This window comes from Caulobacter sp. DWP3-1-3b2 (genome assembly GCF_049896325.1).
Taxonomy (GTDB): domain Bacteria; phylum Pseudomonadota; class Alphaproteobacteria; order Caulobacterales; family Caulobacteraceae; genus Caulobacter.
Genome location: NZ_JAFCUB010000016.1, coordinates 30,877 through 48,718 on the forward strand (window position 1 = coordinate 30,877; position 17,842 = coordinate 48,718).

The 17,842-nt window shown below is 67.2% G+C and carries 17 protein-coding genes, 1 tRNA gene and 1 pseudogene; 10 read left to right on the forward strand and 9 right to left on the reverse strand.

The window, feature by feature from the left end; all coding sequences use genetic code 11:
- Nucleotides 1-89: 89 nt before the first annotated feature.
- From ACP7AG_RS12025 to ACP7AG_RS12035, 3 genes are all read right to left on the reverse strand, one after another.
- Complete coding sequence (locus ACP7AG_RS12025; protein ID WP_426031011.1) at nucleotides 90-971, reverse strand: 4-(cytidine 5'-diphospho)-2-C-methyl-D-erythritol kinase; 882 nt, start codon at nucleotides 969-971, stop codon at nucleotides 90-92.
- Between the two features lie 61 nt (nucleotides 972-1,032).
- On the reverse strand, nucleotides 1,033-2,754 hold the full coding sequence (locus ACP7AG_RS12030; protein WP_426031013.1) for a tetratricopeptide repeat protein: 1,722 nt from the start codon (nucleotides 2,752-2,754) through the stop codon (nucleotides 1,033-1,035).
- An 87-nt stretch (nucleotides 2,755-2,841) separates the two neighbouring features.
- Nucleotides 2,842-4,515 carry an electron transfer flavoprotein-ubiquinone oxidoreductase gene (locus ACP7AG_RS12035; RefSeq protein WP_426011831.1) on the reverse strand — a complete coding sequence of 558 codons (1,674 nt, stop codon included), beginning with the start codon at nucleotides 4,513-4,515 and terminating at the stop codon, nucleotides 2,842-2,844.
- Nucleotides 4,516-4,689: 174 nt separating this feature from the next.
- On the opposite strand from ACP7AG_RS12035, the gene ACP7AG_RS12040 reads away from it, so the two are divergent.
- Entirely contained in the window at nucleotides 4,690-5,511 is an 822-nt protein-coding gene (locus ACP7AG_RS12040; RefSeq protein WP_426031015.1) for a uracil-DNA glycosylase, read from the forward strand.
- An 80-nt stretch (nucleotides 5,512-5,591) separates the two neighbouring features.
- Nucleotides 5,592-7,139 carry a lytic transglycosylase domain-containing protein gene (locus ACP7AG_RS12045; protein ID WP_426031017.1) on the forward strand — a complete coding sequence of 516 codons (1,548 nt, stop codon included), beginning with the start codon at nucleotides 5,592-5,594 and terminating at the stop codon, nucleotides 7,137-7,139.
- Between the two features lie 277 nt (nucleotides 7,140-7,416).
- On the opposite strand, the gene ACP7AG_RS12050 is transcribed toward ACP7AG_RS12045, so the two are convergent.
- From ACP7AG_RS12050 to ACP7AG_RS12060, 3 genes and pseudogenes are all read right to left on the reverse strand, one after another.
- Entirely contained in the window at nucleotides 7,417-7,902 is a 486-nt protein-coding gene (locus ACP7AG_RS12050; RefSeq protein WP_426031019.1) for a glycosyltransferase, read from the reverse strand.
- A pseudogene (locus tag ACP7AG_RS12055) lies at nucleotides 7,899-8,034 on the reverse strand (hypothetical protein). Before ACP7AG_RS12055 ends, ACP7AG_RS12050 begins: the two are co-directional and overlap by 4 nt.
- A 24-nt stretch (nucleotides 8,035-8,058) precedes the next feature.
- The gene (locus ACP7AG_RS12060) at nucleotides 8,059-9,150 is read right to left on the reverse strand and encodes a PA0069 family radical SAM protein (protein WP_426031073.1); all 1,092 of its coding nucleotides are present in this window, start codon (nucleotides 9,148-9,150) and stop codon (nucleotides 8,059-8,061) included.
- A gap of 204 nt (nucleotides 9,151-9,354) precedes the next feature.
- On the opposite strand from ACP7AG_RS12060, the gene ACP7AG_RS12065 reads away from it, so the two are divergent.
- Nucleotides 9,355-9,507: a hypothetical protein gene (locus ACP7AG_RS12065; protein WP_426011601.1), complete on the forward strand. Its 153-nt coding sequence runs from the start codon at nucleotides 9,355-9,357 to the stop codon at nucleotides 9,505-9,507.
- A 44-nt stretch (nucleotides 9,508-9,551) separates the two neighbouring features.
- On the forward strand, nucleotides 9,552-10,343 hold the full coding sequence (locus ACP7AG_RS12070; protein ID WP_426011602.1) for an exodeoxyribonuclease III: 792 nt from the start codon (nucleotides 9,552-9,554) through the stop codon (nucleotides 10,341-10,343).
- 14 nt (nucleotides 10,344-10,357) lie between these two features.
- On the opposite strand, the gene ACP7AG_RS12075 is transcribed toward ACP7AG_RS12070, so the two are convergent.
- Nucleotides 10,358-10,436: transfer RNA gene (locus tag ACP7AG_RS12075), tRNA-Ala, on the reverse strand.
- A gap of 206 nt (nucleotides 10,437-10,642) precedes the next feature.
- Here ACP7AG_RS12075 and ACP7AG_RS12080 point away from each other — a divergent pair.
- The 6 genes from ACP7AG_RS12080 to ACP7AG_RS12105 all read left to right on the forward strand — a co-directional run bounded on the left by ACP7AG_RS12080 (nucleotide 10,643) and on the right by ACP7AG_RS12105 (nucleotide 17,120).
- A complete protein-coding gene (locus ACP7AG_RS12080; protein ID WP_426031021.1) occupies nucleotides 10,643-11,548 on the forward strand; it encodes a DUF7146 domain-containing protein in 906 nt (301 codons plus the stop codon).
- Nucleotides 11,545-12,666: an AAA family ATPase gene (locus ACP7AG_RS12085; protein WP_426031023.1), complete on the forward strand. Its 1,122-nt coding sequence runs from the start codon at nucleotides 11,545-11,547 to the stop codon at nucleotides 12,664-12,666. The genes ACP7AG_RS12080 and ACP7AG_RS12085 overlap by 4 nt, the downstream gene beginning before the upstream one ends.
- Before the next feature lie 753 nt (nucleotides 12,667-13,419).
- Entirely contained in the window at nucleotides 13,420-13,665 is a 246-nt protein-coding gene (locus ACP7AG_RS12090; protein ID WP_426031025.1) for a hypothetical protein, read from the forward strand.
- A complete protein-coding gene (locus tag ACP7AG_RS12095) occupies nucleotides 13,662-13,919 on the forward strand; it encodes a hypothetical protein (protein WP_426031027.1) in 258 nt (85 codons plus the stop codon). The genes ACP7AG_RS12090 and ACP7AG_RS12095 overlap by 4 nt, the downstream gene beginning before the upstream one ends.
- Nucleotides 13,920-14,040: 121 nt before the next feature.
- Complete coding sequence (locus ACP7AG_RS12100; RefSeq protein WP_426031029.1) at nucleotides 14,041-15,276, forward strand: phage major capsid protein; 1,236 nt, start codon at nucleotides 14,041-14,043, stop codon at nucleotides 15,274-15,276.
- A gap of 152 nt (nucleotides 15,277-15,428) precedes the next feature.
- Nucleotides 15,429-17,120 (forward strand): hypothetical protein, encoded by a 1,692-nt coding sequence (locus ACP7AG_RS12105; RefSeq protein ID WP_426031031.1) that lies wholly within the window; start codon nucleotides 15,429-15,431, stop codon nucleotides 17,118-17,120.
- A 5-nt stretch (nucleotides 17,121-17,125) separates the two neighbouring features.
- Here ACP7AG_RS12105 and ACP7AG_RS12110 read toward each other — a convergent pair whose 3' ends face one another.
- The gene (locus ACP7AG_RS12110) at nucleotides 17,126-17,584 is read right to left on the reverse strand and encodes a hypothetical protein (RefSeq protein ID WP_426031033.1); all 459 of its coding nucleotides are present in this window, start codon (nucleotides 17,582-17,584) and stop codon (nucleotides 17,126-17,128) included.
- The gene (locus tag ACP7AG_RS12115; RefSeq protein ID WP_426031035.1) at nucleotides 17,581-17,703 is read right to left on the reverse strand and encodes a hypothetical protein; all 123 of its coding nucleotides are present in this window, start codon (nucleotides 17,701-17,703) and stop codon (nucleotides 17,581-17,583) included. The genes ACP7AG_RS12110 and ACP7AG_RS12115 overlap by 4 nt, the downstream gene beginning before the upstream one ends.
- Between the last annotated feature and the right edge of the window lie 139 nt (nucleotides 17,704-17,842).

Consider the following 17,842-nt stretch of genomic DNA (forward strand, 5'->3'; position numbering starts at 1 on the left):
GGGGGGGCGGGGGGGGCCCTGGGGGGGGGGCGTGGCCAAATCAACGCCCCGGGGGGTTGGGGCCCCCCCCCCCCGCCCATGTCCCCAGCCTAGAACGGCCCGCCGAGGCGGCAGCGCTTGACCCACCAGTCGGGCCGCATCTGTTCGATGCGCTCGGCAAGGCCCTCGGCTTCGATGTCGCCAGCGCACAGCGCGAAACAGGTGGCGCCAGAACCGGACATCCTGGCCAGCAGGGTCTCGGGCTCGTCGGCCAACAGGTCCAGCACCTGGCCGATGCGCGGCTCCAGAGCGACGGCGGGCGCCTGCAGGTCGTTGCGGGTATAGCCGGCCAGCCAGGCGCTGACCTCCTCGACGCTCTCCAGCCTGTCGAGCAGCGGCGGCATGGCCTCGCCCTGCGCCGCCACGGCGGCGTCATAGGCGCGATAGACCGCCCCGGTCGGCGACGGGATCAAGGGATTGACCAGCACGGCGTTGAGCGCCGGCAGGACCGGCGCGGGCGACAGGCGCTCTCCCCGTCCCTGGGCGATGACCGGCGCGCCCCACAGGCAGGCCGCGCCGTCCGCGCCGAGACTTCCGGCGACCGCTTCGAGGTCAGCGTCGGAGAGGCCCGGTGCCAGGGCGTCGCGCAGTAGCCGCAGCGCGGCGCCCGCGTCGCTGGAGCCGCCACCCAGACCGGCGGCGATCGGCAACGCCTTGTCGAGCAGCAGGCGGAACGGGGGTGTGGGCCCGCCGAGCTTGGCGCGCAGCGCGGTGGCGGCGCGGACCACCAGGTTGCCATCGTCCACGGGAATGTCGCCGCCAAACCGGCCGGTGGTCTCAAAGCGCAGAGCGTCGGCCGGCTGCAGGCTGACCGTGTCGCCGACATCGGCGAACACCATCAGGCTGGAGATCGGATGATAGCCCGCTGCGTCGGGGCCGCCGACATGCAGGAACAGGTTGACCTTGGCCGGGGCAAAGGCGTCGAGGCGCATGGCGGGACCTTGAAGAGACTTTATCGTCGGAACCCGATGTATCCGCGTGGCCGAAGCAGCGCTACCGCGTCGAGGCGATCTTGGCCGGTGGACCGTTCAAGCCGTTCTTCAGCTTGGCCTCGGCGTCCAGCTTCTGCTTCTCGTCCGGCTCCAGGCTGAGCACGCGCTGCCACTGGTAACGGGCCTCGACCGTGCGTCCGATGCGCCAATAGGCGTCGCCCAGGTGGCCGTTGACGTCCGGATCGCCCGGCTCTAGCTCAACAGCCTGTTCCAGCTTGGCCACGGCGGTCTTGAAGTCGCCCTGGCGGTAATAGCCCCAACCCAGGGAGTCGAGCATCGCGCCCGATTGCGGCCGGGCCTCGACGGCCTTCTGGACCATGGCGATGGCCTCGGGCAGGCGTTCGCCGCGGTCGATCCACGAATAGCCGAGATAGTTCAGCAGGTCGGGCTCGTTGGGGCTGAGCGCCAGGGCCGCGCGCAGGTCGCGTTCGGAGTCGCTCCAGCGGTTGGCGCGCTCCAGGGCGATGCCGCGCATGTAGAGAAGCCGCCAATCGGGCTTGGCGGCCTCGGCGACGATCAGCGGGTCCAGCACCGCCACGGTTTCTGCCCAGCGTTCGTTGGCGCGCAGCACGTCGGCATAGCCGACCTGGGCGTCGCGATCGGTCGGGGCGGCGGCGGCGGCCTGCTGGGCCACGGCGATCGCCTTGGTCTTGTCACCTGCGGTCTGGTAGCTCCAGGCCAGCTTGGTCTGGGCGGCGACATAGCGGGTCGAGCCCGCCGGCACCTTGGCATAGGCCTCGCGCGCGCCGGTTTCGTCATCATCCTGGGCGAGCATCTCGCCGACCAGCAGCCAGGCGTCGTCGCGCTTGGGGTCCAGCCGCAAGGCCAGGCGCAGATAGGCCAGGCTGAACTGGCTCTGGTGCTCGCTGGCGAAGGTGGCCGCGCAGGCCACCAGCACGTGGGCGGCGCCCTGACGCACCGTGTCCATCGCCGGCGGGCCGCCGCGCGCCACGGCCCGCGCCCGGGCCCGGATCAGGCCCTGGTCGGTCGCGTCAATGGCGAGGCCCGAGTCGTACAGCATCACGGCGTCGGCGGCGCGCTTGCGCCGTTCCAGGAACTCGCCGTAGTCGAGCGTGAACAAGGCCCGCACGGGCTCCACCGCCATCAGGGCCTTGTAGTCGGTCTCGGCCTCGTCATAGCGCTTGGCCCGCTCATAGAGCTTGGCCTGGCTCAGCTGGCCGAAGAACTGCACGAAGCGATCACCCTGCAGTTCGGGGCGGGTCACCGCGCCGTCGGTATCGCCCGTCGCGGCCGCCAGCCAGGGCGCCAGCAGGACCACGGCGGGACGATGCGGAAAGCCGATGGTCTGGGCCTGCAACAGCGCCTTGGCGTCGCGCCCCTTGCCCTGGGCCAGCAGGTCGATCGCCTGGGTCAGGGCGCCCAGGCGCCGGGCGTTCTCGTTGGTGTCGGGTTCGTGGGGCGCGATCGTCGCGGCCCGTTGAACGTCGCCGGCCAGGAGGGCCGCGGTAAAGGCGCGTTCGCCGATCACCCCAGGGTCCTCGCCCAGTTGCAGGGCCTCGTCGAAATAGCTGGCGGCCTGACCGCTGGCCCCGCTTTGCAAGGCGGCTTGGCCGGCCAGGAACTGACCATAGGCCGAGCGCGACTCGCCCCAGCCGGCGCTGCTGGAGACCTTTCCACGCAGCGTGGGCGCGGGTGTTGTCGTGGCGCAGGCAGTCAGGGCGGAGACCGAGACCAAGGCGAGAAGCAGCTTCATACGTATCATGTCCGCACCCTCATCGCTTTCCCGCTTCGCCGCAAGAATGGCGCTAAGAAAAAGGCGCGGTCCGGGCGATCGGACCGCGCCTTGCGCTTACATGTTCGGATAGTTGGGCCCGCCGCCGCCTTCGGGCGTGGTCCAGACGATGTTCTGCGACGGATCCTTGATGTCGCAGGTTTTGCAGTGGACGCAGTTCTGGGCGTTGATCTGGAAGCGTGGATCGGTCCCCTGCTCGTTGTAGAGCACCTCATAGACGCCCGCCGGGCAGTAGAGCCGGGCCGGTTCGCCGTACTTGGGCAGGTTCACGGCGATCGGGATCGACGGGTCCTTCAGCTTCAGGTGGGCCGGCTGGTCTTCCTCGTGATTGGTGGCCGAGATGAACACCGAGCTCAGCTTGTCGAAGCTGATCACGCCGTCCGGCTTGGGATAGACCAGCGGCTTGTAGTCCTTGGCCAGGCCCGTCGACTCCGCGTCGGTCTTCTCGTGCTTCATCGTGCCGAAGAACGAGAAGCCGCCGGTCAGGTGGGTCACCCACATGTCGAACATGCTGACCGCGCCGCCGAGGGTCGTGCCTAGCTTGCCGATCAACGGCTTGGCGTTGCGGACGACCTTCAGTTCCTTGGCGACCCACGAGTTCTCATAGGCGGTCTGGTATGCGACCAACTCGTCGCTGGCCCGGCCCGCGCCCAGCGCCGCGAACGCGGCCTCGGCTGCCAACATGCCGGTCTTGATGGCGTTGTGGCTGCCCTTGATGCGCGGCACATTGACGAAGCCGGCCGAGCAGCCGATCAGCGCTCCGCCGGGGAAGGTCAGCTTGGGCACCGACTGATAACCGCCCTCGGTGATGGCCCGCGCGCCGTAGGCGATGCGCTTGCCGCCTTCCAGGTGCGGCTTGACCGAGGGATGGTGCTTGAAGCGCTGGAATTCGTCGAACGGCGACAGCCAGGGGTTCTTGTAGTTCAGGTGCACCACATAGCCGATGGACACGTAGTTATCGCCGAAATGGTACATGAAGCTGCCGCCGCCGGTCGTCTGGTCCAGGGGCCAGCCCGTGGTGTGCTCGGCCAGGCCCGGCTGGTGCTTCTCGGGCGGCACCTGCCACAGCTCCTTGATGCCCAGGCCAAACTTCTGCGGCGACTTGCCGGCCGCCAGGTCGAACTTGTTGATCAGCTGCTTGGCGAGCGAGCCGCGCACACCCTCGGCGATGAACACATATTTGCCGTGCAGCTCCATGCCCGGCTGATAGTCGCCCTTGTGGCGGCCGTCCTTGGCGATGCCCACCACGCCGACGATCACGCCCTTCAGCGAGCCGTCATCATTCCAGACCGTGTCGGAGGCCGCGAACCCCGGATAGATCTCGACGCCCAGTTCCTCGGCCTGGGTCGCCAGCCAGCGCGACAGGTTACCCAGGGAGGCGATGTAGCAGCCGTCATTGTGCATGAACGGCGGCAGGGCGAACATCGGCAGGGCGATGTCGCCTGACGGACCCAGCACACGGAAGACGTCCTTGGTGACCGGCGTTTCCAGCGGTGCGCCCAAGGCCTTCCAGTCGGGGAACAGCTCGGCCAGGCCCCTGGGGTCGATGACCGCGCCCGACAGAATGTGGGCGCCGACCTCGGAGCCCTTCTCCAGCACCGCCACCGAGACCTCGGTTCCGGCCGCAGCCGCCATTTGCTTCAGCTTGATGGCCGCCGACAGGCCGGCCGGACCACCGCCGACGATGACCACGTCATATTCCATCGACTCGCGTTCGAGCTCTGGGCTCAGCTCTTCGCTCATGGGGTCTCCCGTGCGGGCGCACGCTGCCCGCGTTCTTGCTGTTTGAGTCGAAGCTTATCGGGACGTGACGCCGGGGTGGTCAAGAATAAACGCGCGTCTATTGCTGCGATGCAGCGCGGCGTGACCGTGGCGACGTCCGAAAGTTCGTACTAAGATGAAGGCATGGACCTCGCCGTCGATCCGCGCGCCGTGGAAAGCCTGCTCGCCTTCTGGGCCGATGCGGGTGTCGAGGCCTCGTACGCCGACGAACCGATCGACCGCCTGGCCGAGGGCGCGGCGATGCTGCGGGCCCGTCGCGAGCCCGCGCCCCCCGTCGCCGTCGCGCCCATCGCCGCGCCAGCCTTCGGACGCGGGCCGGACCTCGACACGGTCGTCACCCAGGCCAAGGCCCTGGCTGGCGCCTGCAACGACCTGCCCGCCCTGGCCGCTGCCATCGCCGCGTTTGACGGCTGCCCGCTGAAAACCCAAGGCGCGCGCCAGGCCGTGGTATCGCGCGGTCCCGTTGACGCCCCCCTGATGATCATTGGCGAAGCGCCTGGCGCCGACGAGGATGCCCAAGGCGCGCCGTTCGTCGGCAAGGCGGGCCAGCTATTGGACCGCATGCTGAAGGCTGCGGGCCTGTTGGACCGCGCCTTCGTCACCAACACCGTGTTCTGGCGGCCGCCGGGAAACCGCACGCCGACCCCCCAAGAACAGGCCGCCTGCGCGCCGTTCCTCGAAAGGGCCATCGAATTGGTGCAGCCGAAGATGCTGCTGCTGGTCGGCGGAGCCTCGGCCAAGAGCATCCTCAGTCGCGACGAGGGCATTTTGTCGCTGCGCGGTCGGTGGTTCGAATGGACCTCCAGCGACGGCCGAACCGAGCTTCCGGCCTTGCCCACCTTGCATCCGGCGTTCCTGTTGCGGCAGCCGGCCGCCAAGAAAAAGGCCTGGATCGACATGCTTATGCTCAGTGAGAGGCTTGATCGCCCGCACCGTCCCAACTAGAGACTCAGGGGGCCAGTTGGACACGGCCAGCTTTTGGAGACGCGTGGGGGGCCTCTTCGGAGGTCAGGCGCGGAAACGCTTTGCAGCTTCTAGCTCGCCCTCTGGCCGTTTTGTCGGCCTTCGTGATTGGTGTCGTGGCGGCGTTCGGCGCGCACGCGTCGTCGCTTGAGCCGCTGTCCGAAAGCGACGCCCGCCACTACCGCGCCGCCTTCGCCGCCTCCGACCACGGCGACTTCGACGCCGCCGAGGCCGCCCTGGCCAACACCCGCGACAAGAGCCTGACCGGCCGCCTCGAATTTTCCAAGGTCATGCACCCGCGCGCCTATGCCGCCAGCTACGATGAGTTGACCGGTTGGCTCGACGCCTATGGCGATCAGGCCGGGGCCGACCGGGTCTATGCCCTCGCGGTCAAGCGCAAGCCGGTCAAGGTCGCCGCGCCTCGGGCGCCCGCCCTGTTCGTGGCCAGCGCCAAGGGCCCCGCCCCGGCCGACAAGTCCCGTGCAGCGCGTGACGCCTACTATTCCGGCGACGTGAAGAGTGCCCTCAGCCTGGCCCAGGGCGCGGGCGAACCCTGGATCGCCGGCCTGGCCGCCTTCCGCCTGCAGGCCTATGCCCAGGCCCGCACCTATTTCGAGCGGGTCGCCAATGACGACAAGCAGGACGAGTGGCTGCGCTCGGCCGCCTCGTTCTGGGCGGCGCGCTCGGCGGCCTCCAACGGCCAGGCCAATGATGTCGAGGATCTGCTGAGCGCGGCGGCCCGCGCGCCTCAGACCTTCTACGGCATGATCGCCGCCCGCCAGCTGTCGATGGCCGGCCAGCAGTTGGCCCAGGACGACCCGATCGCCGCGCTGCTGACGAAAGTGTCCTACGACGGCCCGGACGTCGCCTCTCTGGGCCGATTGCTGACCGCCGATCCCCGCGCCCGCCGCGCCGCCGCCTTGGCCCAGATCGGCCGCTGGAGCGAAGCCGGCCAGGAACTGCGCGCCGGCCTTTCCCTGGCCAGCGACAAGGCGCGGGGCGATTGGACCGCCCTGACCCTGGCGCTCAACGAGAAAGCCCCGCTCAATGCGGGTCGCCCCGCCGGCCGGGTCGGCGGCGAGGACTATCCCCTGCCCCTGCTGGAGCCCAAGGGCGGCTTCACCATCGACAAGGCCATGGTCTACGCCCTGGTGCGCCAGGAGAGCCGCTTTGACCCCTATGCCGTGTCGGGCTCCGGCGCCGTGGGCCTGATGCAGCTGATGCCGATCGCCGCGGCCCGCGCGGCCGGCGACGACAAGCTGCTGGCCGACAACAGCCCGCTGCTCGACCCCGGCTTCAACCTGCGGGTCGGCCAGGACTATTTCACCTGGCTGATGGACCGGGGCCTGCAGAGCCCCGACCTGTTTCGCGCCGTGGCGGCCTATAATGGCGGTCCGGGCGCCCTGCTCAAGGCCCAAGGCCAGCTGGGCGGAGCCGACTGTGACCCGCTGATGTTGATCGAGAGCCTGCCGGCCCTGGAAACCCGCAACTATGTCGAGAAGGTCATGGCCTCGTACTGGACCTATCGCAAGCTGATGGGGGCCGAGACGAGGACCCTGGACGCGGCGGCCAGCGGGGCGCGGGTCATTGATTTCCGGCTGGATCAGTAGGGCTGCGTGGCGGCCCAAGAATCCCTCTCTCTTTGAGAGAGGGAGGGGCCCGCCGCGAAGCGGTGGGAGGGTGAGAGGTTTCACCGTTAGCCGGGAAATCCCGATTTCTACCGTTGAGTCTGCAATTGAGGGGTCGCTCCTTTATGGAGCGATCTGCAACACAGCGGGAGCCCTCCCAACGGTGCTCCGATCGGCGAGTGTGTAACCTCTCACCCCCCCACCGCCTCCGGCGGCGGGCCCCTCCCTCTCTCGAAGAGAGAGGGATTCGCGGCCGCCTCTACACCCGGAGTCGTACGGCCTTAGGCTTCAGCCGCCTCAGTAAGGCCTTCAGGGGATTACCACCCGGCTTGAACCCGCCAGCCGCCTCGACGGCCTCCAGCTTGACCAGCACCGCCAGCGGCCGTCCCGGCAGGCCCAGAGGCCCCGGCGCGGCGACGAACGCGGGCTTGCCGCCGCCGCCGGCCAGATGCGCCTCGACGGGCACGCGCCAGGCTTCCGGTAGGGTCAGGTCCTCCCCCAGGGCCAGGATCCAGGCGCTCATGGCCGCCGCGCAGCCGGCCGCCAGCCGTGTCCCGGCGTCGCCCTGCACCGTGACCACCCGCGCGCCGCTGTCCTCGGCGATGTCGAGGGTGGCGTCGGTGGAGCCGGCGTCGGCGAAGATCACGGTCTTGACCAAGCCATCGACCGCGGCGGGCACCAGCAGGGTCAGGACCTGGATCAGGCGGGCGGCGCTGTTGTGGGTGGGCAGGACGACGGAGATCATGGGGCTGGTTCAGGCGATTGCGGGGCGTAGGTCAAGGGGCGCCGTGCGTCCTTCGAGGCCCGCTGCGCGGGCGCCTCAGGATGAGGAACTCAAAAGCAACCTACTTATCTCATCCTGAGGTGCGAGCCGCAGGCGAGCCTCGAAGGACGCAAAACCTCAAAACAGCGACAACTGATCCCCTGCCTTGGTCGGCACGGCGAACTGGGTCAGGTCCATCGGTCCCAACCGCCCCGTCAAGCCGAAACGCTTCTTCGCCAGCTCGAACCGCTGGCCCATCACCTCGGCGACCGGCCCCTCGCCCGTCATCCGCTTGCCCCATTCCGAACTATAGGCCGCCCCACCGCGCATCTGGCGGACCAGCGACATCACCCGCTTGGCGCGGTCGGGATGCTCGGCGGCCAGCCATTCCTCGAACAGATCCTTGATCTCCAGCGGCAGGCGCAGGGCCACGTAGCCAGCGGAGGTGGCGCCGGCGCCGGCGGCGGCCTCCAGCACCCCCTCCATCTCGTGATCGTTCAGCGACGGGATCGACGGCGCGAACATCACCGTGACCGGCACGCCCGCCGCCGTTAGCTGCCGCACGGCGTCGATCCGGCGCTTGGGCGTGGCGGCGCGCGGCTCCATGCTGCGTGACAGCCGGTGGTCCAGGCTGGTGATCGACACCGCCGCCCGCACCAGACCCGCCTGGCCCAGCGGTCCCAGCAAATCCAGGTCGCGGGTAATCAGCGCCGACTTGGTGATGATCGAGAACGGGTGGCGAAACCGGCCCAGGGTCTCGATTACCGCCCGGGTCACGCGAAGCTGCTTCTCGTCGGGCTGGTAGGGATCGGTGTCGCCGCCGATATGGATGATCTTCGGCGCGTAGCCCTTCTTGGACAGCTCGCGCTCCAGCAGCTTGCCGGCCTCGGGCTTGAAATAGATCTTGGTCTCGAAATCCAGGCCTGGCGAGTGGCCGAGATAGGCGTGGGCGGGGCGTGCATAGCAATAGATGCAGCCATGACTGCAGCCACGATAGGGATTGATCGAGGCTTCGAAACCGATGTCGGGACTGTCGTTGCGGGCGATGATGCTTCGCGACTTCATCGGCTGCAGCGTGGTGGCGATCTGGGCCGGCTCCTCCTCTGCGGCCCAACCGTCGTCGAAGGTTTCACTAACCTGGCTCTCGAAACGACCGGTGCGGTTGGACTTGGCCCCACGGCCGCGCGCGAGGACGGGAGGATGACCTGGGAGATTGGCGGGGGCGACCATGGCCAGATCATGGATCATCAGCGAGAACAATTCAAGAACACGCTGTGTCGCGGCCCTGATGGCCCTGCTTGGACATCGGGCGTCGCGCCGAAGTCGCCGCTCAAATCCGCCCCGATGGCCGACAGCGAACCTTGACCGTTGCAATCTCCACCATCAGGCCCGCCGGGTTACCGTCGCCCGGCCGCTCGTACCGGGACGCTCTCCATGACCACCACGCCAGAAGACAGTGCCGCCACCGAGGTCGAAGCTCCGCACTCCGCCAAGGTCGGCGTCGTCGACACCAGTCACAACGTCACTACCGCCTTCAACGAGCCGATCAACGGCCCGATCGCCGACCTCGCCGACGGCGACGCCTGAAGTCCACGACCGCCGGCGGCGCGCCTGCCCCTTGGCGACGTCTCGTGCGTTTGCTGCGGGCCATGAAGATCGCCACCTTCAACATCAACAATATCAACAGGCGGCTCGACAACATGGTCGCCTGGCTGGCCGAGGCCGAGCCCGACGTCGTCTGCCTGCAGGAGCTGAAGGCCGAGCAAGGCTCGTTTCCTGCCGACGTCCTGGCCCAGCTCGGCTATGGCGCGGTCTGGCGCGGCCAGCGCCTCTGGAACGGCGTCGCCATCCTGGCGCGCGGCGCGCAGCCGGTGCTGACCCGCACCGCCCTGCCCGGCGCGCCAGAGGACCTCCAGGCCCGCTATATCGAGGCGGCGGTGGATGGCGTGCTGATCGCCTCGCTGTACCTGCCCAACGGCAATCCCCGACCCGGACCGAAGTTCGACTACAAGCTAGCCTGGTTCGCCCGCCTGATCGCCCACGCCGCCGCGCTGAAAGCCACCGGCGCGCCGGTGGTCTTGGCCGGCGACTATAATGTCGTGCCAACCGAAGCCGACCTCTATCAGCCGCATTCGTGGAAAGACGACGCGCTGCTGCGGCCCGAGGTCCGCGCGGCCTACCAGGCGTTGCTCGCCCAGGGTTGGACCGACGCCCTGCGCGCCGCCCATCCCGAGGGCCCGCTCTGGACCTTCTGGAGCTATCTTCGCCACCGCTGGCCGGCCGACAAGGGCCTGCGGCTCGACCATCTTCTGCTGACCCCCGACCTGGCCGAGCGCTTGGTCGAGGCCGGGGTCGATCGCTGGACGCGTGGCGAGGAGGACGCCAGCGATCACGCGCCGGCCTGGGTCGTGCTGGATCGCTAAAAGGCGGAAAAGGTTGGAGGCCCGGCCCGGAATCGAACCGGGGTGCACGGATTTGCAAGCCCCGACTGGGTGAGCGATTCCAATAACTTGGCTGCAAACCGGGGTGTTTTCGGCCCCAACGAGATCAATGGGTTAGGTACCGGCTGCAAACCGAAATCGCCCCATCGCCCAAAGAAAAACCCCGCGACCGCTGGAACGGCACGCGGGGCACATCAAGGCTTCAGCAACGCAGAATTCTATACCCGACTTCGCTCGGTTTTCAACGATGATGGCCACTTCACCGGCCTCGAGGTGGCGAGATGAACGCCGCCCTCGCCTGGCAGGACGTGGTCTCGCGCACCGGCGGCAACCATGGCGCTTTTGACGGGCCTTGCCCGGTCTGTGGCCCCGACCGCCCGACGGCGATCCGCCGAGAGCGCAAAGTGCTCCGGCTCTGGCGCGAGGCCGATGACTTCGCCCGCTATGCCTGCGCCCGCTGCGACGCCAAGGGCGTGGTGTTCCGGGGCGAGCTGCACAAGCCCGCCGGCGGCGCCATTGCCCAGGCATTGCGGGAGCCCCGCAACCCTCAAGCCGAGGAACGCCAGCGCGCCGAACGTGCGGCCCAGGCCGATCGCAAGACGCTGGAAAATATCGGCCACGCCGAGTTCGTGTTCTTCAGCGCCTCGCCGATCGGCGGGACCATTGCAGAGACCTACCTGGCCAGCCGTGGCCTGAAGCCGGGGGCGGACCTTCGTTTCGGCTCCAGCGTCCCCTGGGGCTACGGCGAGGGTAAGTCTGATCCCGCTATGGTTTCGGCCGTGCGGGACGGCTCGGGAGTGCTCACGGGCCTGCAGGCGACCTATTTGACACCGGACGGCCGAAAGGTTGATCGGCGATCGTTCGGCCGACTGTCTGGTGGCGCGGTGCACCTTGCCGAGATCGGCCCTGACGGCGTGCTTGGCGTCGCCGAGGGCACGGAGTCGGCGCTCTCGTTCACCGCCCTCTACGGCGTCCCTACGTGGTCAACCTTGGGGACGGGCGGCCTCCGTCGCTTCGATCCGCCGGCCGGCCTTCAGCGCCTGGTCATAGCCGCAGACAATGGGGCCGAAGGCCTCGACGCCGCCAACGCCCTCGCCAAGCGCGCATGCACCGTCTGCGAAGTCGTTATTTCGGCGCCGGCGGACGTGAGCGACTGGAATGACGTGATCCGAGGAGCCGCAGTATGAACGCGCCCCTTTATCCGGTTCTCGCTTCCTTCCCCGGCCCGGCGCCCAAGCGTGGCATGTTCTCAGCCGCCGACTTCGCCAGACGCTCGATTCAACCCCGCCCCTGGCTTGTCCCTGACATGATCCCAGGCCGGCAGGTCTCGACGATCGACGGCGACGGCGGCGCGGGCAAATCGACCCTTGCCCAGCAACTCCTGGTCTCAGCGGTCACCGGCCGCAACTGGCTTGGCCAGCGCGTGGCGCAAGGCCCGGTGATCTACCTGTCAGCCGAGGACGACGGCGACGAGATCCACCGCCGCCTAGCCAGCATCTGCACCGACTACCGTGTCGGCTTTGAAGACCTCGCCGACCTGCACGTCTGGCCTCTCGCCGACACTGATCCGGCGCTGGTCACCGGGGGCCAGGGCGACGCGCTGGAGCCCACCGAACGCTGGCGCGAGCTGCTGGACGCCGTGGCCCGCATCAAGCCCGTGGCCCTGGTTCTCGACAGCCGGGCCGATGTGTTCGGCGGGAACGAGATCAGCAGAGCCCAGGCGCGGGGTTTCATCGCTCTCCTGCGCAACCTGGCTGTGACGAACAACCTCGCCGTCATCCTGCTAGCCCATCCGAGCGTCGCCGGCATGGCCTCAGGCACGGGTAACAGCGGCTCCACGCACTGGCGCAACGCCGTGCGCAGCGCCCTCTACCTGACGCGCCCCAATGACCAAGACACCCCCGATCCAGACGCCCGAGTCCTCTCGGTCATGAAGAGCAACTATGGTCCTGGTGGCCTATCCCTGAAGCTGCGTTGGTCTGCTGGCGCGTTCGTGGTGGACGGTGACGAGGAGGCGGCGCGACCGACTGACAAAGCCACCGCAACGGCCCGCGTTGACGCAACGTTCCTGCGACTCCTGACAACCTTCACCGCTCAGGGCCGGGCTGTCAGCCATAAGACCGGGCACGCCTACGCCCCCGCCCTCTTCGCCAAGGATGAAGCTGCAGGCGGGGCGACCAAGGCCGGTCTAGCTGCCGCGATGAACCGTCTTTTCAACACTGCTGAGATCGTGGTGGAGACGTACGGCCCTCCTTCGAGGGGCCTTTCGCGCATCGCTCGGCAGACTGTCGGAGCGCCCTCATGACCCTACTCTCGGGCTACTCTCGGGCTACTTTCGGGGGTACTCTCGCCCTCCTGTCGGGCTACTCTCGGCTACTGACGGCCTACTCTCGGGCTACTCTCACACCCCCATACCCCCATGGGCCGCGCGCCCCCTTGAGGGAGGCCGCGCCCTACCAAGAAAGCGCCGGTTTTTGGCTTGGTGAGGGTAGCCCCCCGCAAAGTCTGGCGACCTCATCGAGGGAAACCGACGCCACCCACACTTCGCGCACCTGCAATTCGACGGACGGCTCCCAGGGGGGCAGCGAAGTCTGTGAACCTCCGCCTTCTGAACCGGCTCCCAAGTCGTACACGCGACGCCGCGTTTCTGGGGACCCTCGCCTGCGCGCGCGAGCCCTCTCAGAAACGCGGGTTCACGCTTTGCGGGGCTGTCGTCGGTGTCCTCATCGCAGCCCCGCAGCTTTTCGACCACCGGGGGGCGAAAAGTCTGAGCTCGCCGTCAGGAACGGACCGGCGCCACTGTCACGCAGAGACTTTTTCCGGCCTGACCGATTTGAGGCGTGCGCACCTCCGCCGCACACCGCCGCGCTAGGCCTGGTTGCGCATCGGCCCGCCGAAAAGTGCGCACTGCGTACCTCGGGGCGAGCTCATGGCTGACCTCTTCATCTGCCGCCGCTGTCGCCAGACCTTCGAGCGTCACAACGCCCGAGGCCGCGCGCCTAAGTTCTGCCGGACGTGCAAGCCGGCGCCCATCCCACGGAAACCCAAGGTGGACCCTGTGACCCAAGATCAAACCCAAGCCTCTAACTTCGTGGCCGACCTGGCCGAGCGCTACGCCGCCCTGGTGATCTCCAAGTGGGCGGCGCGGGGCCTGCCGGTGGCGGCTCTGGCTGCGGAGCTGCTGGTCAGCGGCTTGCGGGAGACCACACGCCACGAGCGGCCTGGTAACGTTGCCGAGAGCCTGGAGCGCATGGCCGACGCGATCCGGGACGGGAGCCAAGGCTGGCGGGAGACGGTCAATTGAGCGCCTGGAAAACACCGCCGGCCGATGGCAATGCCTTGCGCCAAGCTTGCCCAGCGATCGCGGCCCTGACGACAGGCCCCACCGTCCGCGACATTGAGTTCGAGCTGATCCGCCACATGAGCCGAACGCAGGCCCGAATCCTGATCAGTCGCGCCAAGGAGGAGGCGGCGTTGACTAAAACGGCGAAGCAGGGCAGCGTCGGTCTTGGTCGTGAGAGTACGCCTGGCGCTGCTCGAACTGCCTCGCGCGCGTGATGCAGCGAGGGCCAGCCCAGCCCAAAAGGCGCGGCGAAAGCCTAACCAAACGAACGGCAAGCGTCGCGCGGCCGGTCGATTGGCAGACACTCCTCATCACCTCATCGCTAGGACTCTGACCATGACCATGACCATGCGCAAGCTGGCTCTGGCGACATCCGCTCCCCGCGCGCTGCGCGGCCCGGTGCGCGCCCAGGGCAACCCCGCCGACATTCTCGGCCAACTCAATGCCGCCTTTGGCGACTTCAAGACCCGCCACGAAGGCGAGATCCGCAACATCAACGCGGCGCTCGATGACATGGCGATCCGCAACGCCGCCCTAGGGATCAACGGTGGCGGTAGCCATCGCCCCGAGGACCCTGAATACACGACCACCTTCGCGGACTACTTCCGCAAGGGCGGCCACGGCTCCGAGGACGCAGTCAAGCAGGCCAACGCCCAGGGCCACCGCGCCCAGGTGCAGGCCGCCATGAGCGTCGGCAGCGCGAGCGATGGCGGCTACCTGGCCCCGACCGAGTGGGACCGTCGCATCAACAAGGCCATGACGGCCAAAAGCCCCATGCGTCGTCTCGCCCAGATTCAGCCCACCGACGTCAACGCCTATTCGACCATCTGGAATAACGCCGCCTGGGGCTCTGGCTGGGTCGGTGAGACCGCCGCTCGGCCTGAGACCACGACGGCCACGCTGTCGCCCCTGACGTTCGCCTCGGGCGAGATCTACGCCATGCCGGCCGCGACCCAGCGCCTGCTGGACGACGCCGGCGTCAACGTCGAAGACTGGCTGGCCGGCGAGGTCGAGCAGGAGTTCAACAAGCAAGAGGGGATCGCCTTCATCAGCGGCAACGGCGTCAACAAGCCTTTCGGCCTGCTAACCTACGTCACTGGTGGCGCGGCCGCTGCGCAGCACCCCGGCGGCGTCCTGGACGTGGTCAACAGCGGCCACGCCACCACGATCCCGAACACCGACATCCTGATCGACTTCACTTACGGCCTGGCGGCCCCCTATCGTCAGAACGCGAGCTGGCTGATGAACAGCCTGACCGCCTCGGCCATCTCCAAGATGAAGGACGGCCAGGGCAACTACATCTGGCGTGAAAGCCTGATTGTAGGCCAGCCGTCCGTCCTGCTGGGACGCCCCGTCGAGATCGACGAGAACATGCCCAATATCGGGGCCGGGGCTTTGGCTGTGGCGTTCGGCGACTTCCGCGCCGGTTACCTGATCAATGACCGCATGGGGACGCGTATCTTGCGCGATCCATATTCGGCCAAGCCCTTTGTCTTGTTCTACACGACCAAGCGCGTCGGCGCCGGCGTGCAGGATCCTCGCGCGGTCCGTCTGCTGAAGATCAGCGCCTAACTTAACTGGCCCGCGTCGCAGGCGCGGGCCTTGTCGCCCCTTGAACCATGGGTCGACCGGACAAGTCGTGAGTGTCCGCAACAACCGCGACAGCCGGTGGCTCCTTGGATGGTTGGGGCGTGGCCGGCCCTTCCCCCAACCGGAGACCCGTCATGGGATCGTCAGTGATCGGCGCGCTTCGCGTCAACCTGGGCATGGATACCGCTCAGTTTGAGCAGGGCGCGGCCAAGGCGCAGAAGACCACCAAGGGCCTGCAGGGCGCGCTCGGCGGGTTTACGTCCAGCTTCGCCTCTGTGGCCTCTGGCGCCGCCATAGGCACCGCTGCCGTTGCGGCGTTCACGTTCGCAATGGATCAGGCCGGACAGGCGGCGCAGAACGCCGATGACTTGTCGGCGGCAGCAACCAAGATCGGCGTCACAGCCGAGGCGTTGCAAGGTCTGCGTTTTGCAGCCCAAGACGCCGACATTCCGCTCGACCAGCTGGACAACGGTCTGGCGTCGCTCAATGCCACGCTGGGCGCCCTAAAGTCGGGGATCGGGGATGGCCGCGTCAAAGAGGCCTTCGCGGCCCTTGGGATCACCGATAGCCAACTGGCCTCGATGCACGACGCCAGCGACCTTCTGCCGATCTTGGCCGATCGTATCAGCCAGGTCGGCACACAGGCCGAACAGGTGCAGATCGCCAAGAAGTTGGGTGCTGAGGAACTGCTGCCGCTGATGCAGCGGGGGTCGGAAGGTATCCAAGCGCTGGTCGAGGAGTTTCGCCGTCTTGGCCTCATGCTTGACGAAGGGGTCGTCACTCAGCTCGCAGACATGTCGCGAGAGATGGAAAAGGCCGATGCACGGTCAAAGCTCGCAGGCATGTCGATCGCCTCTGTGTTTGTCCCGGCCATGGTCAAACTTAAGGAGGCCACGGCTAACGCTCTTGTGGCCCTCAACAACTATGTCCATTCCCAAGCTTTTCGGGACTGGGTGCAGCTCACCACTCACGGCGGCATCGTTCTGAAGGCCCCTCCGACGGCCGGAGCTCCCGTAGCCGCCACGCCGAAGGCGTCGCCACCGCGCACCACCGCCCCCATACTGACCGCTTCACGATCGACCGCGAGCAGGTCCGGCCCGGCACGCGGCCCGCGAGAAGAGACCCAAGCCGAGTCGTTCGCGAAAATCAAAATGGACCACGCCCGCACCAATCAGGAGCAGGCGGATGCGGCCTTCAAAAAAGCTTTCGATAAGACCGTCATCAACCCCGACGATCTGCAGGTGCCAATCACCGAGGGAGTCCAAGCTGGCGTTGGCGAAGGGATGGCCCGCTCGCGAGAAGACATTCGCGAGGGCTACCGCAGCGCCATCGCCGGCGGCTTGGACGCGGCGATCTACGGCGGCGGCAAGGGTCTGATGTCCTATCTCGCCGACCAGTTCAAACGCAGCTTCGTCGACAGCCTGGCTGACGGCCTTTCGAAGGTGCTGGGGGACGTGGTTGGTGGAAGCAAGGGCTCGACCTGGGCGTCGATCGCCAAAGGCGTCGGGTCGTTCCTCGGCGCGGGACACAACGCTCTAGGGACAAGCAATTGGCGCGGCGGCCCTACATGGGTCGGTGAGCGCGGCCCCGAACTTCTCAACTTGCCACGAGGCTCGCAGATCACGCCGAACAACAAGCTGGGCGGCGGCATGCAGGTGGTGAAGGTGATCACCGAAGCCTCACCCTACTTTGACACGCGGGTCGTTAGAACCACCCAGCCGATGGTCGAGCAATACAGTCTGGCCGCCGCCGAGGGCGGCGCCACCTTGGCGGAGACAAGCATGGCCAGTCGCAGGCGCACCACCCTGGGATCGGGCCGGCGTTAGCGCTTCTACTGCTTCTCGACCTCTGCTTGGCAGATCGGCACAAAACGATAGTAATCGTTCGTAGCAGCCTTGTCCTGAAACTGCCGCTGGATCTCTGTTGGATCGTCGCTGAACGTCATTATCTGTGTACGCTTCAAGAATACCGGATCGCGCCACCGTCTACCATCAACCGTTTGGAACCACACGATATAAGTATCCGATGGCATGAATTTACCGCTGAAATCCTTGGTGCGAAATGTACCGCAAACAATATGCGCGTGCTCTACTTCGAAAGCTCCCTGATCTTGCAATCCCGGCAAGATAGCTGAACCTGATTTCCATAAGAGCGCTTTTGCATCGCGGATTGGTCGCTGTTCAACGTACGCTTGATACCGTGAGAAACCATAGATCGTTGCAGGCAGCGCAACCAAGCACGCTGCGATCAGAAGCGCGCGCTTGAGCGTTTGCAGGTCGCCCCCGCTCACAGGCCCAGGCCCAGGTCAGCCAACCGCCGCACGGCCTCAGGCCGCGAGGGCTTGGGATCAGCCTGGACGGAAATCCATGCGTCGATGCGGGCGAGTTGATCCGGCTGAACGCGAACCATCAGGGGGGCGCCTTTTCCCGTCGCCGGGCGGCCCTTGGATTTTATGGTATCAGCACTTGACGACATGCTTAACGTGATACCATAAAGGCGGGCCGAAGCAAGGACTGGCATCCGAGCTACGGCCCTAACCGCAACCGAT